The sequence below is a fragment of the Streptomyces sp. NBC_00154 genome (assembly GCF_026342835.1).
Lineage (GTDB): Bacteria > Actinomycetota > Actinomycetes > Streptomycetales > Streptomycetaceae > Streptomyces.
This window is the reverse complement of record NZ_JAPEMI010000001.1, coordinates 1,328,614-1,346,918: the sequence shown is the minus strand read 5'-3', so window position 1 is coordinate 1,346,918 and position 18,305 is coordinate 1,328,614. Positions and strand designations below refer to the sequence as shown.

Sequence of the window (18,305 nt, the reverse complement as noted above, 5' to 3'; positions counted from 1 at the left end):
GGTACCTGGGGGGATCGCGTCGGTCACCGGTTCATGGCCGCCTCAGTGGAGCAGGCTGCCCTGGAGCTCGGCGCGGAGATCGGGGGTCAGGACTGTTCCCGCGCGGTCGACCAGCAGGGCCATCTCGTACCCGACCAGACCGATGTCGGCGTCCGGGTGGGCGAGCACGGCCAGCGAGGAGCCGTCCGAGACGGACATCAGGAAGAGGAACCCGCGCTCCATCTCCACCACTGTCTGGCTGACGGCGCCGCCCTCGAAGATCCGGGAGGCGCCCGCGGTCAGCGAGGTGAGCCCGGAAGCGACGGCCGCCAACTGGTCGGCACGGTCCCGCGGGAATCCTTCGGACATGGCCAGCAGGAGTCCGTCGGCTGACACCACCACCGTGTGCGACACCCCGGGGGTGTTGTCCACGAAGTTGGTGATCAACCAGTTCAGATTCTGTGCGGCCTGACTCATCGGGCTCAACTAACGCTCCTGCTGGTGAGTGGGGCCGAGTGGGAAACTGCCGGTCGACGAGCCGTTGTTGGCCTGCCGACCCTGCTGGATACCCCGGCGGAGATTGGTCAGTCGCCCGCGCACATCATCGGGCGCACGCGAAACCTGAGGTCCCGACTGGTGACTCTGCTGCTGGGCGGTGCCCGGCACCAGATTGGCACGCGGCACCCGGCGAGGCAGACCGGAAGTGGTGATTCCGCCTGCTGCGGGCTTCTTGGCCCGCTCTGCCTGCCGGACGAGTTCGTCGTTCGGCGAGGTACGCCAGGTACTGGTGGTGGCGCCCGCGTCACCCGCACCGCGACGCGGCATCGGGGCAGCGGGACGGTCCTGCGGGGTCTGCTGCGGGACGGACGGTGCCTGCGGCCCGGCGGGCGGCTGCTGACCGCCCTGCTGCGGGCCGTGGAACCAGTTCGTCTCCAGGGTGTCGTACAGCGGCGTACGACCGTCCCCGGGGCCCGCCGGAGGCAGCGCCTCGGGCTGCGGCTGCGGCGGCAGGACCGGACGGTACTGCGCCTCACCCGCGGGAGCGGTGGCCGGACGCGGGGCACGGAAGTCCTCGTTGTCCCCGCCGCGAGGACGCGGAGCCGGCAGCCCCTGGTCCTGCGACGCCTGCGGACGGCCGAAGTCCGGACGGGCGAACTGCGCGGTGCCCGCCGGGTCCTGGTGCTGAGAGAGGTGGGCCTGCGGGGCCGGTGCCGAGAAGTCCGGGCGGGCGAACTCGGCGGTGGAGCCGGGGCCCTGCCGGTCGTCCAGCGGGGGACGCTGGCCCATGGCCGGGTTCATCGGCCGCTGGAACTGGCCGGTGGACTCGGGCTCCTCGTGACCGCGCGGGGCGTCGAGCGGACTGCGCCGTGGCACCGACGGGTTCTCCGTGCCCCAGCTGGTGGCCTGCGGGCGCTGCGGCTGCGGGTTGCCACCGGGCAGTTCGGCACGGGGACCGCCGACGGGCGGCAGCTGACGGCCGGGGTTGCCCGGGCCGCCGGACTGCTGGAAGCCGCCCTGGTTGTCGGGGGCGTTGTGCCGGGCCTGCTGCGGCTGCGGCGCCTGCCGTCCGGCCGGACCGTTCTGGTGGCCGGGCTGACCGGGCTGGTCGTACTGCCCCGGCCGGCTCTGACCGAACAGGTTGGACTGACCGTGCTCCGTACGACCGGGATCGCCCTGGCCGCCCGGTGCACCGGGCCGTGCGCCGCCGCCGAAGGCGCCGGAGAGCCCGCCGCCCTGACGCGGCGGTTCCTGCCGCGCGAAGTCCTGCGGGCCGGTGCCGGAGAGTCCAGCACTCTGGAACCCGGAGTTCGGCTGAGGCTGCTGGCCCTGCTGATTCGGCTGGCCCTGCTGGTTCTGCGGCTGGCGAGGACCGCCGCCGTCACGCGCCGGCAGTGCGGCCCGCGGACCGGAGCCCGCACCGACCTGTCCACGCTGCGCACCGGCAGCCGCGCCGAGGCCCGGCCGGTTGCCGTTTCCGTTGCCGGCAACGGCGCCGTTGCCACCGGCGCGCTGCTGACCCGCGGCCGGCTTGGGTGCCGGCTGCTTGCCGCCGTGCGCGACATCGACGGGGAGCATGACCAGCGCGGTCGTGCCACCGGAGTCGGACGGCCGCAGCTGGATCCGGATGCCGTGACGCAGGGACAGCCGGCCGACCACGAACAGACCCATGCGGCGCGAGACCGAGACATCCACGGTGGGCGGCGAAGCGAGCCGCTCGTTGATCGCCGCGAGGTCCTCGGGGGAGAGGCCGATACCGGTGTCGTGGATCTCCACGAGCACCCGGCCGTCGGGCAGTGCGTGACCGGTGACCCGGACCTTCGTCTGCGGAGAGGAGAACGACGTTGCGTTCTCCAGCAGCTCGGCGAGCAGGTGCACGAGGTCGTTGACCACGCGGCCGGCGACCTCGGTGGCGGGCACCGCGGCCAGTTCGATGCGCTCGTACTGCTCCACCTCGGAGGCGGCGGCGCGGAGAACGTCGACCAGCGGCACGGGACGGGTCCAACGGCGGCCCGGCTCCTCGCCCGCGAGGACGAGGAGGTTTTCGCCGTTACGGCGCATACGGGTCGCGAGGTGGTCGAGCTTGAAGAGGGACGACAGCTGGTCCGGGTCGGCCTCGCGCGACTCCAGTTCGGAGATGAGCGAGAGCTGACGCTGGATGAGACCCTGCGAACGCCGCGAGAGGTTGGTGAACATCGCGTTGACGTTGCCTCGCAGCAGCGCCTGTTCGGCGGCGAGGCGGACGGCCTCGCGGTGCACGTCGTCGAAGGCCGCGGCCACCTGGCCGATCTCGTCACGGGAGTGCACACCGACCGACTCGACCGAGGTGTCGACGTCCTGCGGGTCCGCCTCGGAGAGCTGCTTGACGAGCTCCGGCAGACGGTCCTGGGCGACCCGGGTCGCGGTGTCCTGCAGCCGTCGCAGCGAGCGGATCATGGACCGGGCGACGACGAAGGCGCCGACGAGGGAGACACCGAGCACCAGCAGGATGAGCGCACCGCTGATGATGGCTTCGCGCTTCGACTCGTCGCGGAGCTCGCGGGCCTTGCTCTCCATGCGGCTGAGGAGGGTCGCCTCGATGGTCTTCATCGCCTGGATCTTGGTGGAGCTCTGGTCGTACCAGTCCATGTACGAACGCCGCGCCACGCCCGTCATACCCGTGGGGCTGTCGAGCACCTTCTGCGCGTAGGCGTCGGCAGCCTTGCTCTCCGGGTTGTTGGCGCTCTCCAGCGTCGACGTCAGTTCCTCGGCGCTCTCTCCCGAGGCCGTGTAGGTCACGTCGAACGATCTCAGCGCCAGCGTCTCCTTGTGGAGGGCGGCGCGGCCGAACTGCCGGTCGTTCTGGTCGAGGTGCGCGTCCTTTTTGTCGCTGTTCGGCAGGGCGGCAGCGATGATCGCCCGCTGCACCGAGGCGTACTCCTTGGCGGAGGAGAAGGCCGCCAGGCTACGGGTCCGCTTGATCATCTCGGGGTTGCTGGTCGCCTGCGCCATGTCCTGCGAGAGGCTCAGCAGCGAGGTGATCAGCTGGCTGTACGCGTCGACAGTCTGAAGGCTCGGGCTGCCCTTCGCATACGCCTCCTTGCGTATGTCACGGATCTGTCCGAGCTGGCCGGCGATCTGCGAGACGCTCGAGTAGATGCCCTCGAGAGCCTCGTCGCCGTCGGTGTTGCTGATCTCGGACGTGGCGTCGAAGAACGCGGCCTTCGCCCGGTCGGTCCTCTTGCGCGGCTCGGTGACCTTGAAGTCGGTGGCCTTGACCCCGTTGGCCAGCGGACCGGCCGACCGGTCGCGCTCCTCCTGGAGCGCCTGGGCGAGCGTGGTCGCCTGCTTGGTCATCTCGGTGAGCAGCTGCATGTGGTCCAGCTGCTGGATGTCGTTCATGGAGTCGTTGATGCGAAGACCACCCAGGGTGGTCGCGGCGACTACAGGAAGGGCGAGCAGCGAGACCAGGCGCGTACTGATGCGCCAGTTGCGAAGAGCGATTCGTGAGCCGGTGCTGACGGCGCCCCGGGGCTTGCGTGGAGTGATCGGATCGGCGCCGCTGCTCGCCGTGACGGCCGAGCGCGGGGAGCGCTCGCCGGCGTCGCCGGCCGCGGCCGGTCCGGGCTTCTGGGCGTGCTGGGGCGAGGAACCGCGGTCGGTCCCGCCGTGCGGCTCCTGTTCCGCCGCAGCGCTGCCATCCCTCTTGAAACGTCCCTGCACTAGCGTCGCAACCTCTGGACCAGGCGTCCCCCCGCGTAGACGGGCGGGACGGTGTCGGCGTCGTGGGGCGTTTTTCCCGCCCCATGGTGGTCGTGAGTGACCGGCGCTCTTCCCCTTCCCGCCGCCACTCGGCGCTGCGTTGCGCCCCTGCGCGCCGGCCTGAAACCCGCGGCGGTGCGTGGAATTCCAGCACAGTGCCGGATCTCCAACAAGGCCCCCGCGTCACGCTGTGACCGTAGTGACTCGTTGTGATGGCTGGGTGACAAGTCGTAGAGAGTGTTTAGGGGCAAACCGGTTGATGGTGGGCGGATGCGGTGGGGGTGAGGGGTGTCCCAGTCGACATGATCAGCAGCGGAATGGTTCATTCAGTGATGCAATGTCCGTTTCTTCGATCAAGATTGAGCGCCCGGAATGGGGCAATTGTCGACTGCTTCGTGAGCAAACTCACATGATGATCGTCGTCTCTTCCGGGGATCCGGAGGGAATTGGATGTTTAGCCTGACGCTTTACAGGGATGGCAAATCCGACAACCGGCGCCCCTCCGGGCGGCGCCCGTACCGACAGGGTCCTGACGGCAGATGAAGACGACGATGATGTTCCGCAACATTGCCAACCCCCGGCGCACCACGCTGGCGCACCTCAAGGACGCCGAAGCGCTGCAGACGCCGGACCAGCCGGAGCATGCCGTCGACCTTCCGACGCAGACGGCCAACCCGCGTCGCACCATCCTGATGGAAGCCCCGGCCATGGCCGCCACCGCCGAGTAATGCGCGCGATTGTCCCCCTCACCCGCGTTAGCCTGGGGCGTCAGTCTTCAGCCAGCCAGCAAGTGAGGGGCGACAGCATCCCGTGCGCATCGCCAGGTTCTCCATCGACGGCAATGTCGCCTTCGGCGCGGTTGAGGGCGACGGCACCGTCGACTCCGGTGACCTCGTCCTCGACATCATCAAGGGCATCCCGTACGCCGACTTCGAGCTCTCCGGAACCAAGGTCCCGCTGAGCAAGGTCCGACTGCTGCCGCCCGTGCTCCCCAACAAGGTCGTGGCCATCGGCCGCAACTACGCGGAGCACGCCGCGGAACTCGGCAACGAGGTCCCGGACGTACCGGTGGCCTTCTTCAAGCCCACCACGTCGGTGATCGGCTCCGGGGACGCCATCGAGTACCCCTCCTTCTCCAACGAAGTGCACTACGAGGCCGAGCTGGCCGTGGTCATCGGCCGGATGTGCCGCGAAGTGCCGCGTGAGCGCGTCAAGGACGTCATCTTCGGCTACACCTGCGCCAATGACGTCACCGCCCGCGATGCCCAGAAGCGCGAGAAGCAGTGGGCCCGGGCCAAGGGCTTCGACACGTCCTGCCCGCTCGGCCCCTGGGTGGAGACCGACCTCGACCCCAGCGACCTCGCCATTCAGGCCACGGTCAACGGCGAGCAACGTCAACTGGGCCGTACGAGCGAAATGATCCGCTCCATCGAGGATCTGGTCGTCCACATCACGGAGGCCATGACGCTGCTCCCGGGCGATGTGATCCTCACCGGCACTCCGGCAGGGGTCGGACCCCTGCATGTCGGCGACGAGGTCGCCGTCTCCATCGAAGGCATCGGCACTCTCACCAACAAGGTGATCAAGCGTGGCTAACACCAACTCCCCCAAGCTCTCGGCTTCGCTCGAGCAGGGGGTACCCCCCCGCGTACGTTTCTGTCCCTCCCCGACCGGCAACCCCCACGTGGGCCTGGTCCGCACCGCCCTCTTCAACTGGGCCTTCGCCCGGCACCACGGTGGCAGCCTGGTCTTCCGTATCGAGGACACCGACGCGGCCCGCGACTCCGAGGAGTCGTACGACCAGCTGCTCGACTCGATGCGCTGGCTCGGTTTCGACTGGGACGAGGGCCCCGAGGTCGGCGGCCCGCACGCCCCGTACCGGCAGTCGCAGCGCATGGACATCTACAAGGACGTCGCCGCGAAGCTTCTCGCCGGCGGGTACGCGTACCACTGCTACTGCACCACCGAGGAGCTCGACACCCGCCGCGACGCCGCCCGCGCCGCCGGCAAGCCGTCCGGCTACGACGGCCACTGCCGCGACCTGACCGCCGAGCAGACCGCCGCGTACGAGGCCGAGGGCCGGACGTCCATCGTCCGCTTCCGGATGCCCGACGAGCCGCTCACCTTCACGGACCTGGTCCGCGGCGAGCTGACCTTCCAGCCGGAGAACGTGCCGGACTACGGCATCGTCCGGGCCAACGGAGCCCCGCTCTACACGCTGGTCAACCCGGTCGACGACGCGCTGATGGAGATCACCCACGTCCTGCGCGGCGAGGACCTGCTCTCCTCCACCCCGCGCCAGCTCGCCCTCTACAAGGCGCTGATCGAGCTCGGCATCGCCAAGGACACCCCCGTCTTCGGGCACCTTCCGTACGTCATGGGCGAGGGCAACAAGAAGCTCTCCAAGCGTGACCCGCAGGCCTCGCTCAACCTCTACCGCGAGCGCGGCTTCCTCCCTCAGGGACTGCTCAACTACCTTTCCCTGCTGGGCTGGTCGATCGCCGAGGACCGCGACATCTTCTCCATCGAGGAGATGGTGGCGGCGTTCGACATCAAGGACGTCAACGCCAACCCGGCGCGCTTCGACCTGAAGAAGTGCGAGCACATCAACGCCGAGCACATCCGCATGCTCGACGTGAAGACCTTCACCGAGGCGTGCGGCCCCTGGCTGAAGGCCCCGTTCGCCCCCTGGGCCCCGGAGGCCTTCGATGCCGCCCGGTTCGAGGCCATCGCCCCCTACGCCCAGACCCGCGTCACCGTCCTCTCGGACATCACGGCCAACGTCGACTTCCTCTTCCTCGACGAGCCGGTGGAGGACGAGGCGTCCTGGGCCAAGGCCATGAAGGAGGGCTCCGACGCCCTGCTCGTCACCGCCCGCGCGAAGCTGGTCGACGCCGAGTGGAACGCCGAGGCCCTGAAGGACGCCATCCTCGCCGCCGGTGAGGAGCACGGCCTGAAGCTCGGCAAGGCCCAGGCCCCGGTCCGCGTCGCCGTCACCGGCCGCACGATCGGCCTGCCGCTCTTCGAGTCCCTGGAAATCCTGGGCCGCGAGAAGACGCTGGCCCGGATCGACGCGGCACTGGCCAAGCTGGCCGCGTAAGCGGCTCCTGCACGCCCGAAGGGGGCGGCCACCGGTTCGTTCCGGTGGCCGCCCCCTTCCATGTGGCTGAGCCCCGGCTGAGCGGTAGCGTGGCTTCATGCCGATCCGAGCCGTGATCTGGGACATCGACGACACGATCTTCGACTACACGGGCGCCGACCGTACCGGTATGCGCAAACATCTGGCGAGCGAGGGCCTGCCCGGCGGATACGCGTCCGTCGAGCAGGCCCTCGAGGCGTGGCGGGCCATCACCGACGTCCAGTGGGCGCGTCTCGCCGCGGGGGAGACCGACTTCCAGGGGCAGCGCCGGGAGCGGGTCCGTGCGTTCCTCGGGCGGCCGCTGACGGACGCGGAGGCCGACGAATGGTTCGGCCGGCACGTCGTCCACTACGAGGCCGCGTGGGCGCTCTTCCCGGACGCCGTGCCGGCCCTGGACCTATTGGCCGGCCGCTACCGGCATGCCGTCCTGTCGAATTCCAGCATCATCAACCAGGACCGCAAACTGCGCACCCTCGGCGTGCGGGACCGCTTCGAGGCCGTGGTGTGCGCGGTGGAGCTCGGCGTCTCCAAGCCCGAGGCCGGGGCGTTCCACGCCGCCTGCGACACGCTCGGGCTGGCGCCGCAGGACGCCGTGTACGTCGGCGACCACCCGGACATCGACGCCCGTGGGGCGGTGGCGGCCGGACTGAAGGGGGTCTGGCTGGACAGGGACGGGCGTGGCGGACGCCCCGATCTGGTCCGGATCACCGGCCTTGATCAGCTCCCCGGACTGTTGGCGGGCAATACCCGTTTTGGAGCGTCGGACACCTTCGGGTAATGTTCTTCCTGCGCCGCCCGAGCGGGCCGAAAGATCCGGCCGGGAAGCGCAAGCCGAACAAAACCCCCTCTGGGGGTTGAGTTTTGGTGGGCTATGGTGTAATTGGCAACACTACGGTTTCTGGTACCGTCATTCTAGGTTCGAGTCCTGGTAGCCCAGCGCAGACCTTCATCTGTAAAACACGCCCCCGTTGTGTAGCGGCCTAGCACGCTGCCCTCTCACGGCAGTAGCGCCGGTTCGAATCCGGTCGGGGGTACAGATCCTTCCCGCGAGATCATTTGGGTCGCACCCACGATTTCGATGCAGGATCGCTAGGGCCCCCGTTGTGTAGCGGCCTAGCACGCTGCCCTCTCACGGCAGTAGCGCCGGTTCGAATCCGGTCGGGGGTACTTGTAACACCATGGGCTATGGTGTAATTGGCAACACTACGGTTTCTGGTACCGTCATTCTAGGTTCGAGTCCTGGTAGCCCAGCGCAAGATGCAGTATCACGCCCCCGTTGTGTAGCGGCCTAGCACGCTGCCCTCTCACGGCAGTAGCGCCGGTTCGAATCCGGTCGGGGGTACAACAGAGCAGAAAACCAAGGGCCCTTCACTTCGGTGAAGGGCCCTTGGTCGTATGTCCGGGGCCTGTTGTGCGCGGGGAACCCGCTGTGGTCAGAGGCCGTACCGTCGGGCCGACTCCTCCTCCTGGGCCAGCCTGCGCAGCGCCAGCAGCAGCGGCTCGTAGAGCACCACCGAGGCGACCGCCATCTCCACCTGCTCCGCGCCCGCCGGATAGGACTCCATCATGTCCAGGTCGTGGACGGCCACTTGCTCCATGAGGCGGGCCTGCTCCGCCAAGTACTCGATGTCGCAGGGGTATCCGAGCCGGATGAGGGTGGCCATCGACGCGACCAGTGCGCGATGTACGGGGTCCAGTGAGCCGAGATCCTGCACGAACGCCCAGCCGAGCCGGTCGAGAAGCCGGTCGACCTCGTGGCGTGCCACGGCCGTCTCCGGGGCGTCCTCGTCCGGCTCGGGGCCGTGCGGCAGGGACCACAGCGCCGCGCCGAGGCGGATCGTCCGGCCGAGGGACTCGTCATCGACATGTGCCAGTACTTCGCGGGCCGTTGCCACCGGAAGGCGGCCGACCTGGATCAGTGCCCGCACCAGACGGAGCCGGCGCAGATGGCTCTCGTCGTACTCGGCCTGGGTCGCGCTGACGCGTTCACCGGGCGGCAGCAGCCCCTCACGCAAGTAGTACTTGATCGTCGCGGTCGTGACGCCGCTCTGCTTGCTCAGTTCCGACAGTCGCATGTTCGGTGCCTTCCCTTGCGCCACCCCTTGGGCAGTGCCACTATCCAATCATTGGATAGTGACGCTCTCCAATGATCGGCCACGAGACAGGGGGCACTGCATGTTTGCGAAGCCGATACCTGGGCGGACGACCGCGGCTGCTGAGGGGGAGGTGGTCGTGCTGCTCATCGGGATGCGCATCAACCACTTCTGGGGCGTGCACCACTGGCTGCCGGTCCTCGCCGCAATGCCGCGCATGCTGCGGGAGTTGAGCCGGGACAGCAGTCGCGGACTGCTCGGCTACACACTGCTCACCGGGTCGCCGAGGACGTATTACGTCGTCCAGTACTGGGAGTCGAAGGAGAAGCTGTACGCGTACGCGAGCGCTCCCGACATGTTCCACCGCAAGGCCTGGGCGATGATGAACCGCAAGGAGAAGAAGTCCAGGCAGCACGTGGGGCTGTGGCACGAGACGTACATCGCACCGGAGGGGTCGTACGAATCGATCTACGCCGACATGCCGCCGTACGGACTGGCTGCGGTGACCGGTGTGCTGCCCGTCGAGGGGCGCGGCCGTCGCGCGGCGGATCGTCTCGCGCATCGCTCGGTCACGGAGCGGAAGGGCTGAGCAGGGCCGCCACGACGCTGGGGCGGCCTTTCGGATCAGGGGGAGAACGAGTACGTCAGCCGTTGCGGCGCAGGGCCTCGCTCAGCCGCGCGGCCGAGTCGATGACCGCCTGGGCGTGCATCCGGCCCGGGTGACGGGTCAGCCGCTCGATCGGTCCGGAGACCGAGACGGCGGCGACCACCCGGTTCGACGGACCGCGCACCGGCGCCGAGACCGAGGCGACGCCCGGCTCCCGCTCGCCGATCGACTGGGCCCAGCCGCGCCGCCGGACGCCGGAGAGCGCCGTCGCCGTGAAGCGGGCGCCCTGGAGGCCGCGGTGCAGGCGCTCCGGCTCCTCCCAGGCCATCAGGATCTGGGCCGACGAGCCGGCCTTCATGGTGAGCGTGGAGCCGACCGGAACGGTGTCCCGCAGTCCGGACAGCCGCTCCGCAGCCGCCACGCAGATCCGCATGTCTCCCTGCCGGCGGTAGAGCTGCGCGCTCTCGCCGGTGATGTCACGCAGGTGTGTGAGCACCGGGCCGGCCGTCGCCAGCAGGCGGTCCTCGCCGGCCGCGGCCGCGAGCTCCGCCAGCCGCGGGCCGAGGATGAAACGGCCCTGCATGTCCCTCGCCACCATCCGGTGGTGTTCCAGTGCCACGGCCAGTCGATGGGCCGTGGGTCGTGCGAGCCCGGTCGCCGCGACCAGCCCGGCGAGGGTGGCCGGACCGGACTCCAGGGCGCTCAATACCAGAGCTGCCTTGTCGAGAACGCCGACGCCGCTAGAGTTGTCCATACGACGATACTCGCGTCTCACTCTGTGAAACGCAAGTTCAATTTTCCGCAGAAGTTGCGAACCTGTAGGGGCGGCCACACAACGGCCCGAAGCCACCGCCCCGCACGGGGGTCCGGACGGCGGCGCACCGAATCTCTAGTTGGGCCGGCGAAGACGCCGGCCGGAGGGAAAGCGATGGGTAGGACACTCGCGGAGAAGGTCTGGGACGACCATGTCGTCCGGCGCGCCGAAGGTGAGCCCGACCTCCTCTTCATCGATCTGCACCTGCTGCACGAGGTGACCAGCCCCCAGGCCTTCGACGGCCTCCGTCAGGCCGGACGCCGGGTGCGGCGCCTCGACCTCACCATCGCCACCGAGGATCACAACACCCCGACCCTCGACATCGACAAGCCCATCGCCGATCCGGTCTCCCGCGCCCAGTTGGAGACGCTGCGCAAGAACTGCGCGGACTTCGGCGTACGGCTGCACCCGTTGGGTGACGTCGAGCAGGGCGTCGTGCACGTGGTCGGCCCGCAGCTGGGGCTGACCCAGCCCGGCACCACGGTCGTCTGCGGCGACTCCCACACCTCCACGCACGGCGCGTTCGGCGCGCTGGCATTCGGCATCGGCACCAGCCAGGTCGAGCACGTGCTGGCCACCCAGACGCTGCCGCTGGCCCGTCCGAAGACGATGGCGATCACGATCGACGGCGAACTGCCCGACGACGTGACGGCCAAGGACCTGATCCTCGCGATCATCGCCCGGATCGGCACCGGCGGCGGCCAGGGCTACATCCTCGAATACCGCGGCTCCGCCATCGAGAAGCTCTCGATGGAAGCCCGGATGACCATCTGCAACATGTCGATCGAGGCGGGCGCCCGGGCCGGCATGATCGCCCCGGACGAGACCACGTTCGACTACCTGAAGGGCCGCGACCACGCCCCGCAGGGCGAGGACTGGGACGCCGCCGTCGCGTACTGGAAGACGCTGCGCACGGACGAGGACGCGGTCTTCGACGCCGAGGTCGTCATCGACGCCGCGGAACTGGCCCCGTTCGTCACCTGGGGCACCAACCCCGGGCAGGGTGCGCCCCTGTCGGCGAACGTCCCCGACCCCGCTTCGTACGAGGACGCGTCGGAGCGGAACGCCGCCGAAAAGGCCCTGGAATACATGGGGTTGACTGCCGGGCAGCCGCTGCGCGAGATCGACGTCGACACCGTCTTCGTAGGCTCCTGCACCAACGGCCGCATCGAGGACCTGCGTAACGCGGCCTCGATCCTGGACGGTCGCAAAGTCGCCGACGGCGTACGGATGCTGGTCGTCCCCGGCTCGGTCCGGGTCGCCCTGCAGGCCGTCGAGGAGGGCCTGGACAAGGTCTTCACCGCGGCCGGCGCCGAATGGCGGCACGCGGGTTGCTCGATGTGCCTCGGTATGAACCCCGACCAGCTGGCCCCCGGCGAGCGCTCCGCCTCGACCTCGAACCGTAACTTCGAGGGCCGGCAGGGCAAGGGCGGCCGTACTCACCTGGTCTCCCCGCAGGTCGCCGCCGCCACCGCCGTGCTGGGCCACCTGGCCTCGCCCGCCGACCTGTCCGACGCCCGTACGTCCGCCGGAGTCTGAGAATCATGGAAGCTTTCACCGCACACACCGGCCGGGCCGTCCCGCTGCGCCGCAGCAACGTCGACACCGACCAGATCATCCCCGCCCACTGGCTGAAGAAGGTCACCCGCGACGGCTTCGAGGACGGACTCTTCGAGGCCTGGCGCAAGGACGAGAACTTCGTCCTCAACCGCCCCGAGCGGGACGGCGCCACGGTCCTGGTGGCGGGTCCCGACTTCGGTACCGGCTCGTCCCGCGAACACGCCGTCTGGGCCCTGCAGAACTACGGCTTCAAGGCCGTCATCTCCTCCCGGTTCGCCGACATCTTCCGCGGCAACTCGCTGAAGAACGGCCTGCTGACCGTCCTGCTCGACCAGAAGGTGGTCGACGCGCTCTGGGAGCTGACCGAGGCCGACCCGAAGGCCGAGATCACCGTTGACCTGGAGGCGCGCCAGGTCCGCGCCGAGGGCATCACCGCCGACTTCGAGCTCGACGAGAACGCTCGCTGGCGACTGCTGAACGGGCTGGACGACATCAGCCTCACCCTTCAGAACGAAGCGGACATCGCGACTTATGAGGCGGCAAGGCCGACCTTCAAGCCGCGTACAATTAACGCCTGAGCAGCGCGTTTCCAGTACTGCGCCCTCTGCCTTCTGGTAGAGGGCGCAGTCGCTTGTTGAGACCCCGTCGGGCGACAACTCGCCCCAGATGGCACAATCGGTGCATGGAACGCGACAGCCAACTCAAGCTTTACGGCCAAGTCGCCGACCAATTGAAGGAAGCGCACGCAAGAGTGCGCGCACTGCAAGTCCCGGAGGGCGTAAGGATGGCGCTGTCCCGGAAGCTGCTGGTCGTCACGGCCGCGGCGAAGCACGATCTACCGGATGCGGCAAGGCGTCTGGACCGGTTGATGAAGGACCTCGATGAGGGCCGATTCCCCGAAGGTGACTGACTCTGCGGAACTGCGCAGCGGTCGACTTCGTTGCGGCACTAGGGTGATTAGCCCGTTTCGTGTTTGATTTGCGGTATATATCTGCCTAACGTGCGAAAACGCTTGAACACTTTCGTTCTGGCAATGTCTCCGAAGGGGAAGACGTGAACAAGGCGCAGCTCGTAGAAGCGATTGCCGACAAGGTCGGCGGCCGCCAGCAGGCCGCAGACGCTGTCGACGCGGTACTCGACGCGATCGTCCGTGCCGTTGTCGCCGGGGACCGTGTCTCGGTCACCGGCTTCGGCTCGTTCGAGAAGGTCGACCGCCCGGCTCGCTACGCCCGCAACCCGCAGACGGGTGAGCGCGTACGGGTCAAGAAGACCTCGGTGCCCCGCTTCCGCGCGGGACAGGGCTTCAAGGACCTGGTGAGCGGCTCGAAGAAGCTCCCCAAGCACGATGTGGCCGTGAAGAAGGCGCCCAAGGGCAGCCTCTCGGGCGGTGCTCCCACCCGTGCGACCACGAAGGCCGCGGCCAAGAAGGCCACCGCCAAGAAGGCCACGGCGAAGAAGGTCACCGCCAAGAAGGCCGTGACCGCGGCGAAGACCACCGCCGCCAAGAAGACCACCGCGAAGAAGACCACCGCGGCGGCCAAGAAGACCACGGCGGCCAAGAAGACCACGGCCGCGGCGGCGAAGAAGACCGTCACCAGCAAGACCGCGCCCGCCAAGAAGGCCACGGCGAAGAAGGCGCCCGCGAAGAAGACCACGGCGCGCAAGACCACGGCCAAGAAGGCCGTCGCGCGGAAGAAGTGAGACCGAGCAGCGCAGGGCTACTCACACGCGCCGGGCCGGGCTCCCCACGGGGAGCCCGGCCCGCGGGCTGTTCGGGGCCCGGCCCGCTGCCGGAGGGGGCCCGGTGGTCCGAGGCCGCCCTTCAGAACGTCTGCAGCGTCACCAGGGTGATCCGCCGGTCGGCACCCTCGCCCGTGACCTCGATCCGCACCCGCTGCCCGGGGCGCAGCAGCCGCAGGCCGCCCGCGTCGAAGGCCGGGGCGTCGAATTCCACCGGGGTGCCGTCGTCGAGCAGCACACTGCCGGTGCGGGTCTCGGGGTCGTACGTGTACGAGGTCGCCTGCATGAACGGCAGCCTATCGGTCCCGCACTGGCACGCCCGCGGCCCAGCGGTCCGCCGTGTGCGGGCCCACCCCGAGGCGCACGGCGGCCCGCAGATCGTCGCCGGTGTCCACGTCCTGGCGGACCGAATCGATACCGGCCGACGTGATTTCCACCGCGCCGGAGGAAAGATGCCGGGCCCTGGACGGGCCACCGAAAGCCGGACGCAATTCCACCCCGGATGAAGCCGAAAGAAATGTCGTGCCGATTCCCGTCGCATCCGTGACAAATGCGCGAGGAAATTCGGCGGCGAAATCGAGGACGCGGGCCAATTCCGTGGGGCGCAGTGCGGGCAGGTCCGCGTTGAGCGCCGCGACCGCCGCGGCGGGCCGCCGGTCGCGTACCGCCCGCTCGCCGTGGACGAGTGCGGCGTTGAGCCCGGCGGCCGGTTCGTCGGGAACGGTGCGCGCCCCGAGCGCCGCGAGCGCCGCCGCGGCCACCGGGTCGTCCGTGACGACCACCACATCCCGTACGGCCCGGCAGGACAGCGCGGCGACCACGGTGTCCTGGGCGAAGGCCAGGGCGAGCCGGGGGCGCAGCATGACGCCGGCCGCCCCCGTGAGCCTGCTCTTGCCCTGTGCCAGCGGCTTCAACGGGACGACCAGGGACCACAGGCCGGTCGGGTCGGTGTTCGTGGCGATCTCCCCCTCGATGCGCATCGCCGCTCATTCTCGCCTGCCGGTGTGACAACCCGGAGGTTCGGTCCCGGAGGCGAGGCGTACGGTGTTCTCGACAGAGCAGGGGCCTGGGGCCAGAATTGGCCGCCCATGGGCCAGGCAGCTCGTCAGGTCCGTAGAGGAAGGTGTCCGAGTGTCCCGCCGCAGAATCGGCTTCTGGTACCGCCTGGCGGCGGCCATCGCAAAACCACCGCTGGTGGTTCTGTTCAAGCGTGACTGGCGGGGAATGGAACACATCCCGGCCGACGGCGGATTCATCACTGCGGTCAACCACAACTCGTATCTGGACCCGCTTTCCTACGGTCACTTCCAGTACAACACCGGCCGGGTGCCGCGGCTTCTCGCCAAGGCGGGCCTCTTCAAGACCCCCTTTGTCGGAATGATCCTGCGCGGCACCGGGCAGATCCCGGTGTACCGCGAGACGACCAATGCGCTGGACGCTTTCCGGGCCGCCGTCGACGCCATCGAGCGCGGTGAATGTGTCGCCTTCTACCCGGAGGGCACCCTCACCCGCGACCCCGACATGTGGCCGATGGCCGGCAAGACCGGTGCCGCCCGCGTCGCGTTGATGACGAAGGCCCCGGTCATCCCCGTCGCGCAGTGGGGCGCCAACCTGGCGATGCCGCCGTACGCCAAGGAGAACAAGCTCCGGCTCTTCCCCCGCAAGACACTCCAGGTGCAGGCCGGACCGCCCGTCGACCTCTCCCGGTTCTACGGCATGGAGCCGACGCCCGACGTCCTGCGTGAGGCGACCGAGGTCATCATGGCCGCGGTCACCGCCCAGCTCGAAGTCGTACGCGGCGAGAAGGCCCCCACCGAGCTCTACGACCACCGCAAGGCACGTGCCGAACAGCGGCGCAAGGCCGAAGGGAAGGGACCCAAGTGACGCACCCCGTCAAAGCAGCCGTCTTCGGAACCGGCTCCTGGGGTACGGCCTTCGGCATGGTGCTCGCCGACGCCGGTAGCGAGGTCACTCTCTGGGGCCGTCGCGCCGAGCTCGTCGAGGCGATCAACACGACCCGTACCAACCCCGACTATCTGCCGGGAATTGAACTACCCGATTCCATCAGGGCCACCACCGACGCCGCAGAGGCGCTGCGCGGCGCCGACTTCGCGGTGCTCGCCGTGCCGTCGCAGACGCTGCGCGCCAACCTCGCCGACTGGGCCCCGCACCTGCGTCCGGACACCGTTCTCGTCTCGCTGATGAAGGGCGTCGAACTCGGCACCGCCGAGCGGATGAGCGAGGTCATCGAGGACGTCACCAAGGTCCCCGCGGACCGCATCGCCGTCGTCACCGGCCCCAACCTGGCCAAGGAGATCGCCGAACGCCGCCCTGCCGCGGCCGTCGTCGCCTGCCGGGACGAGTCGGTGGCCCGTCGCCTCCAGGCCACCTGCCACACCTCGTACTTCCGCCCGTACACCATCACCGATGTGGTCGGCGCCGAACTCGGCGGCGCGGTCAAGAACGTCATCGGTCTCGCCGTGGGCATCGCCGACGGGATGGGCCTCGGCGACAACGCCAAGGGCTCGCTCATCACCCGCGGCCTCGCCGAGACCACCCGCCTCGGCCTCGCCATGGGCGCCGACCCGCTGACGTTCTCCGGACTCGCGGGCCTCGGCGACCTGGTGGCGACCTGCTCCTCGCCGCTGTCGCGCAACCACACCTTCGGCACCAACCTCGGCCGCGGTATGACGCTGGAAGAGACCATCGCCGTCACCAAGCAGACCGCCGAAGGCGTCAAGTCCTGTGAATCGGTGCTCGATCTGGCACGCCGGCACGGGATCGACATGCCCATCACGGAGACGGTCGTCTCCATCGTCCACGAGGGCAAGCCGCCGATGGTCGCACTGGGCGAGCTGATGTCGCGCAGCGCGAAGGCGGAGCGCCACTGAGCGGCTGCTCCGTACGCGGGTCGGCCCCGGGGACGCTGACGTGACTCGTACCAGCAGGTACGCTCAACGCGATATGAGCAGCGAGAACCTCCCCCAGAGCCCGGAGCAGCAGCTCCGCAAGCCGCGTGTGGCCGTCGTGTTCGGCGGCCGCAGCTCCGAACACGGCATTTCGGTCGTCACCGCGGGTGCCGTCCTGAACGCCATCGACCGGACGAAGTACGACGTCCTGCCGATCGGCATCACGACGGACGGCCGCTGGGCGCTCACCGCCGACGAGCCCGAGCGGATGGCCATCACCGACCGGAAGATGCCGGACGTGGCACAACTGGCCGAGTCCAGCGAGGGCGGCGTGGTGCTCTCCGTCGACCCCGGCAGCCGTGAGGTGGTCTACAGCGAGCCCGGCTCGGTCCCGAAGGCGCTCGGCGAGGTCGATGTCGTCTTCCCGGTCCTGCACGGCCCGTACGGTGAGGACGGCACCCTCCAGGGGCTCCTGGAGCTGTCCGGGGTGCCGTACGTGGGCGCCGGTGTGCTCGCCTCGGCGGTCGGCCAGGACAAGGAGTACATGAAGCGGGTGTTCACCTCTTTCGGGCTGCCCGTCGGCCCGTACGTCGTGATCCGCCCCCGTGAGTGGGACAACGACCGCTCCGGTGCCCGCAAGCGCATCGTGGACTTCGCCGGTGAGCACGGCTGGCCGCTCTTCATCAAGCCCGCCCGGGCAGGTTCGTCCATCGGCATCACCAAGGTCGACGACCTCTCCGGCCTCGACGAGGCGATCGAGGAGGCCCGCCGCCACGACCCCAAGTTCCTGGTCGAGTCGCTGCTGCGGGGCCGCGAGATCGAGTGCGGGGTGCTGGAGTTCGAGGACGGACCGCGTGCCAGCGTGCCCGCCGAGATCCCGCCGGTCACCGCGCACGACTTCTACGACTTCGAGGCCAAGTACATCGACTCGGCGTCCGGGATCGTGCCCGCCCCGCTGACCGGGGAGCAGACGGCCGAGGTCCAGCGGCTCGCGGTCGAAGCCTTCGAGGCGGCGTCCTGCGAGGGCCTGGTGCGCGCCGACTTCTTCCTCACCGAGGACGGCGGCTTCGTGATCAACGAGATCAATACGCTGCCGGGCTTCACCCCGATCTCCATGTACCCGCGGATGTGGCAGGAGAGCGGCGTGAGCTACCAGGAGCTGGTGGACCGGCTGATCCAGGCGGCGTTGACCCGCCCGACCGGCCTGCGCTGAGAAACACCGGGC

Annotated in this window: 18 protein-coding genes and 5 tRNA genes; 17 read left to right on the top strand and 6 right to left on the bottom strand. The window is 69.1% G+C overall.

Annotation, left to right across the window (positions count from 1 at the left end; all coding sequences use genetic code 11):
- Window positions 1-42: 42 nt before the first annotated feature.
- Window positions 43-456 (bottom strand): roadblock/LC7 domain-containing protein, encoded by a 414-nt coding sequence (locus OHA03_RS05940; protein ID WP_024495006.1) that lies wholly within the window; start codon window positions 454-456, stop codon window positions 43-45.
- A 9-nt stretch (window positions 457-465) separates the two neighbouring features.
- Entirely contained in the window at window positions 466-4,179 is a 3,714-nt protein-coding gene (locus OHA03_RS05935) for a nitrate- and nitrite sensing domain-containing protein (RefSeq protein WP_267001455.1), read from the bottom strand.
- A gap of 578 nt (window positions 4,180-4,757) precedes the next feature.
- Between OHA03_RS05935 and OHA03_RS05930 the strand changes: the two genes are divergently transcribed.
- The 9 genes from OHA03_RS05930 to OHA03_RS05890 all read left to right on the top strand — a co-directional run bounded on the left by OHA03_RS05930 (window position 4,758) and on the right by OHA03_RS05890 (window position 8,699).
- Window positions 4,758-4,946: a hypothetical protein gene (locus tag OHA03_RS05930; protein WP_267001453.1), complete on the top strand. Its 189-nt coding sequence runs from the start codon at window positions 4,758-4,760 to the stop codon at window positions 4,944-4,946.
- Window positions 4,947-5,028: 82 nt separating this feature from the next.
- Window positions 5,029-5,814 (top strand): fumarylacetoacetate hydrolase family protein, encoded by a 786-nt coding sequence (locus OHA03_RS05925; RefSeq protein WP_030978713.1) that lies wholly within the window; start codon window positions 5,029-5,031, stop codon window positions 5,812-5,814.
- The gene (gltX, locus tag OHA03_RS05920) at window positions 5,807-7,318 is read left to right on the top strand and encodes a glutamate--tRNA ligase (protein ID WP_267001450.1); all 1,512 of its coding nucleotides are present in this window, start codon (window positions 5,807-5,809) and stop codon (window positions 7,316-7,318) included. Before OHA03_RS05925 ends, gltX begins: the two co-directional genes overlap by 8 nt.
- Before the next feature lie 97 nt (window positions 7,319-7,415).
- Window positions 7,416-8,135: an HAD family hydrolase gene (locus OHA03_RS05915; RefSeq protein ID WP_267001448.1), complete on the top strand. Its 720-nt coding sequence runs from the start codon at window positions 7,416-7,418 to the stop codon at window positions 8,133-8,135.
- 87 nt (window positions 8,136-8,222) lie between these two features.
- A tRNA-Gln gene (locus OHA03_RS05910) sits at window positions 8,223-8,294 on the top strand.
- A 24-nt stretch (window positions 8,295-8,318) separates the two neighbouring features.
- Window positions 8,319-8,391, top strand: a tRNA-Glu gene (locus OHA03_RS05905).
- A gap of 60 nt (window positions 8,392-8,451) precedes the next feature.
- A tRNA-Glu gene (locus OHA03_RS05900) sits at window positions 8,452-8,524 on the top strand.
- 12 nt (window positions 8,525-8,536) lie between these two features.
- Window positions 8,537-8,608, top strand: a tRNA-Gln gene (locus OHA03_RS05895).
- Window positions 8,609-8,626: 18 nt separating this feature from the next.
- Window positions 8,627-8,699 (top strand) — tRNA-Glu (locus tag OHA03_RS05890).
- Window positions 8,700-8,790: 91 nt separating this feature from the next.
- On the opposite strand, the gene OHA03_RS05885 is transcribed toward OHA03_RS05890, so the two are convergent.
- Window positions 8,791-9,432: a MerR family transcriptional regulator gene (locus OHA03_RS05885; protein ID WP_267001446.1), complete on the bottom strand. Its 642-nt coding sequence runs from the start codon at window positions 9,430-9,432 to the stop codon at window positions 8,791-8,793.
- Window positions 9,433-9,532: 100 nt separating this feature from the next.
- On the opposite strand from OHA03_RS05885, the gene OHA03_RS05880 reads away from it, so the two are divergent.
- A complete protein-coding gene (locus tag OHA03_RS05880) occupies window positions 9,533-10,039 on the top strand; it encodes a DUF4188 domain-containing protein (protein ID WP_267001444.1) in 507 nt (168 codons plus the stop codon).
- Between the two features lie 55 nt (window positions 10,040-10,094).
- Here OHA03_RS05880 and ndgR read toward each other — a convergent pair whose 3' ends face one another.
- Window positions 10,095-10,811 carry an IclR family transcriptional regulator NdgR gene (gene ndgR / locus OHA03_RS05875; RefSeq protein ID WP_030928691.1) on the bottom strand — a complete coding sequence of 239 codons (717 nt, stop codon included), beginning with the start codon at window positions 10,809-10,811 and terminating at the stop codon, window positions 10,095-10,097.
- Between the two features lie 174 nt (window positions 10,812-10,985).
- On the opposite strand from ndgR, the gene leuC reads away from it, so the two are divergent.
- The 4 genes from leuC to OHA03_RS05855 all read left to right on the top strand — a co-directional run bounded on the left by leuC (window position 10,986) and on the right by OHA03_RS05855 (window position 14,132).
- The gene (gene leuC, locus OHA03_RS05870) at window positions 10,986-12,410 is read left to right on the top strand and encodes a 3-isopropylmalate dehydratase large subunit (protein ID WP_267001441.1); all 1,425 of its coding nucleotides are present in this window, start codon (window positions 10,986-10,988) and stop codon (window positions 12,408-12,410) included.
- Between the two features lie 5 nt (window positions 12,411-12,415).
- Window positions 12,416-13,009, top strand: coding sequence for a 3-isopropylmalate dehydratase small subunit (leuD, locus tag OHA03_RS05865; protein ID WP_267001439.1), 594 nt, complete (start codon window positions 12,416-12,418; stop codon window positions 13,007-13,009).
- Window positions 13,010-13,113: 104 nt separating this feature from the next.
- A complete protein-coding gene (locus tag OHA03_RS05860; protein WP_030978727.1) occupies window positions 13,114-13,341 on the top strand; it encodes a hypothetical protein in 228 nt (75 codons plus the stop codon).
- Between the two features lie 143 nt (window positions 13,342-13,484).
- Complete coding sequence (locus OHA03_RS05855) at window positions 13,485-14,132, top strand: HU family DNA-binding protein (RefSeq protein ID WP_267001436.1); 648 nt, start codon at window positions 13,485-13,487, stop codon at window positions 14,130-14,132.
- Between the two features lie 121 nt (window positions 14,133-14,253).
- Here the strand turns inward: OHA03_RS05855 and OHA03_RS05850 are convergent, their stop codons facing one another.
- Entirely contained in the window at window positions 14,254-14,457 is a 204-nt protein-coding gene (locus OHA03_RS05850) for a hypothetical protein (protein ID WP_267001434.1), read from the bottom strand.
- A gap of 10 nt (window positions 14,458-14,467) precedes the next feature.
- Complete coding sequence (gene cofC / locus OHA03_RS05845; RefSeq protein ID WP_267001432.1) at window positions 14,468-15,151, bottom strand: 2-phospho-L-lactate guanylyltransferase; 684 nt, start codon at window positions 15,149-15,151, stop codon at window positions 14,468-14,470.
- A 151-nt stretch (window positions 15,152-15,302) separates the two neighbouring features.
- On the opposite strand from cofC, the gene OHA03_RS05840 reads away from it, so the two are divergent.
- The 3 genes from OHA03_RS05840 to OHA03_RS05830 all read left to right on the top strand — a co-directional run bounded on the left by OHA03_RS05840 (window position 15,303) and on the right by OHA03_RS05830 (window position 18,293).
- Window positions 15,303-16,055 (top strand): 1-acyl-sn-glycerol-3-phosphate acyltransferase, encoded by a 753-nt coding sequence (locus OHA03_RS05840; RefSeq protein ID WP_267001430.1) that lies wholly within the window; start codon window positions 15,303-15,305, stop codon window positions 16,053-16,055.
- On the top strand, window positions 16,052-17,062 hold the full coding sequence (locus tag OHA03_RS05835) for an NAD(P)H-dependent glycerol-3-phosphate dehydrogenase (RefSeq protein ID WP_267001428.1): 1,011 nt from the start codon (window positions 16,052-16,054) through the stop codon (window positions 17,060-17,062). Before OHA03_RS05840 ends, OHA03_RS05835 begins: the two co-directional genes overlap by 4 nt.
- 73 nt (window positions 17,063-17,135) lie before the next feature.
- A complete protein-coding gene (locus OHA03_RS05830) occupies window positions 17,136-18,293 on the top strand; it encodes a D-alanine--D-alanine ligase family protein (RefSeq protein ID WP_267001426.1) in 1,158 nt (385 codons plus the stop codon).
- Window positions 18,294-18,305: the final 12 nt, after the last annotated feature.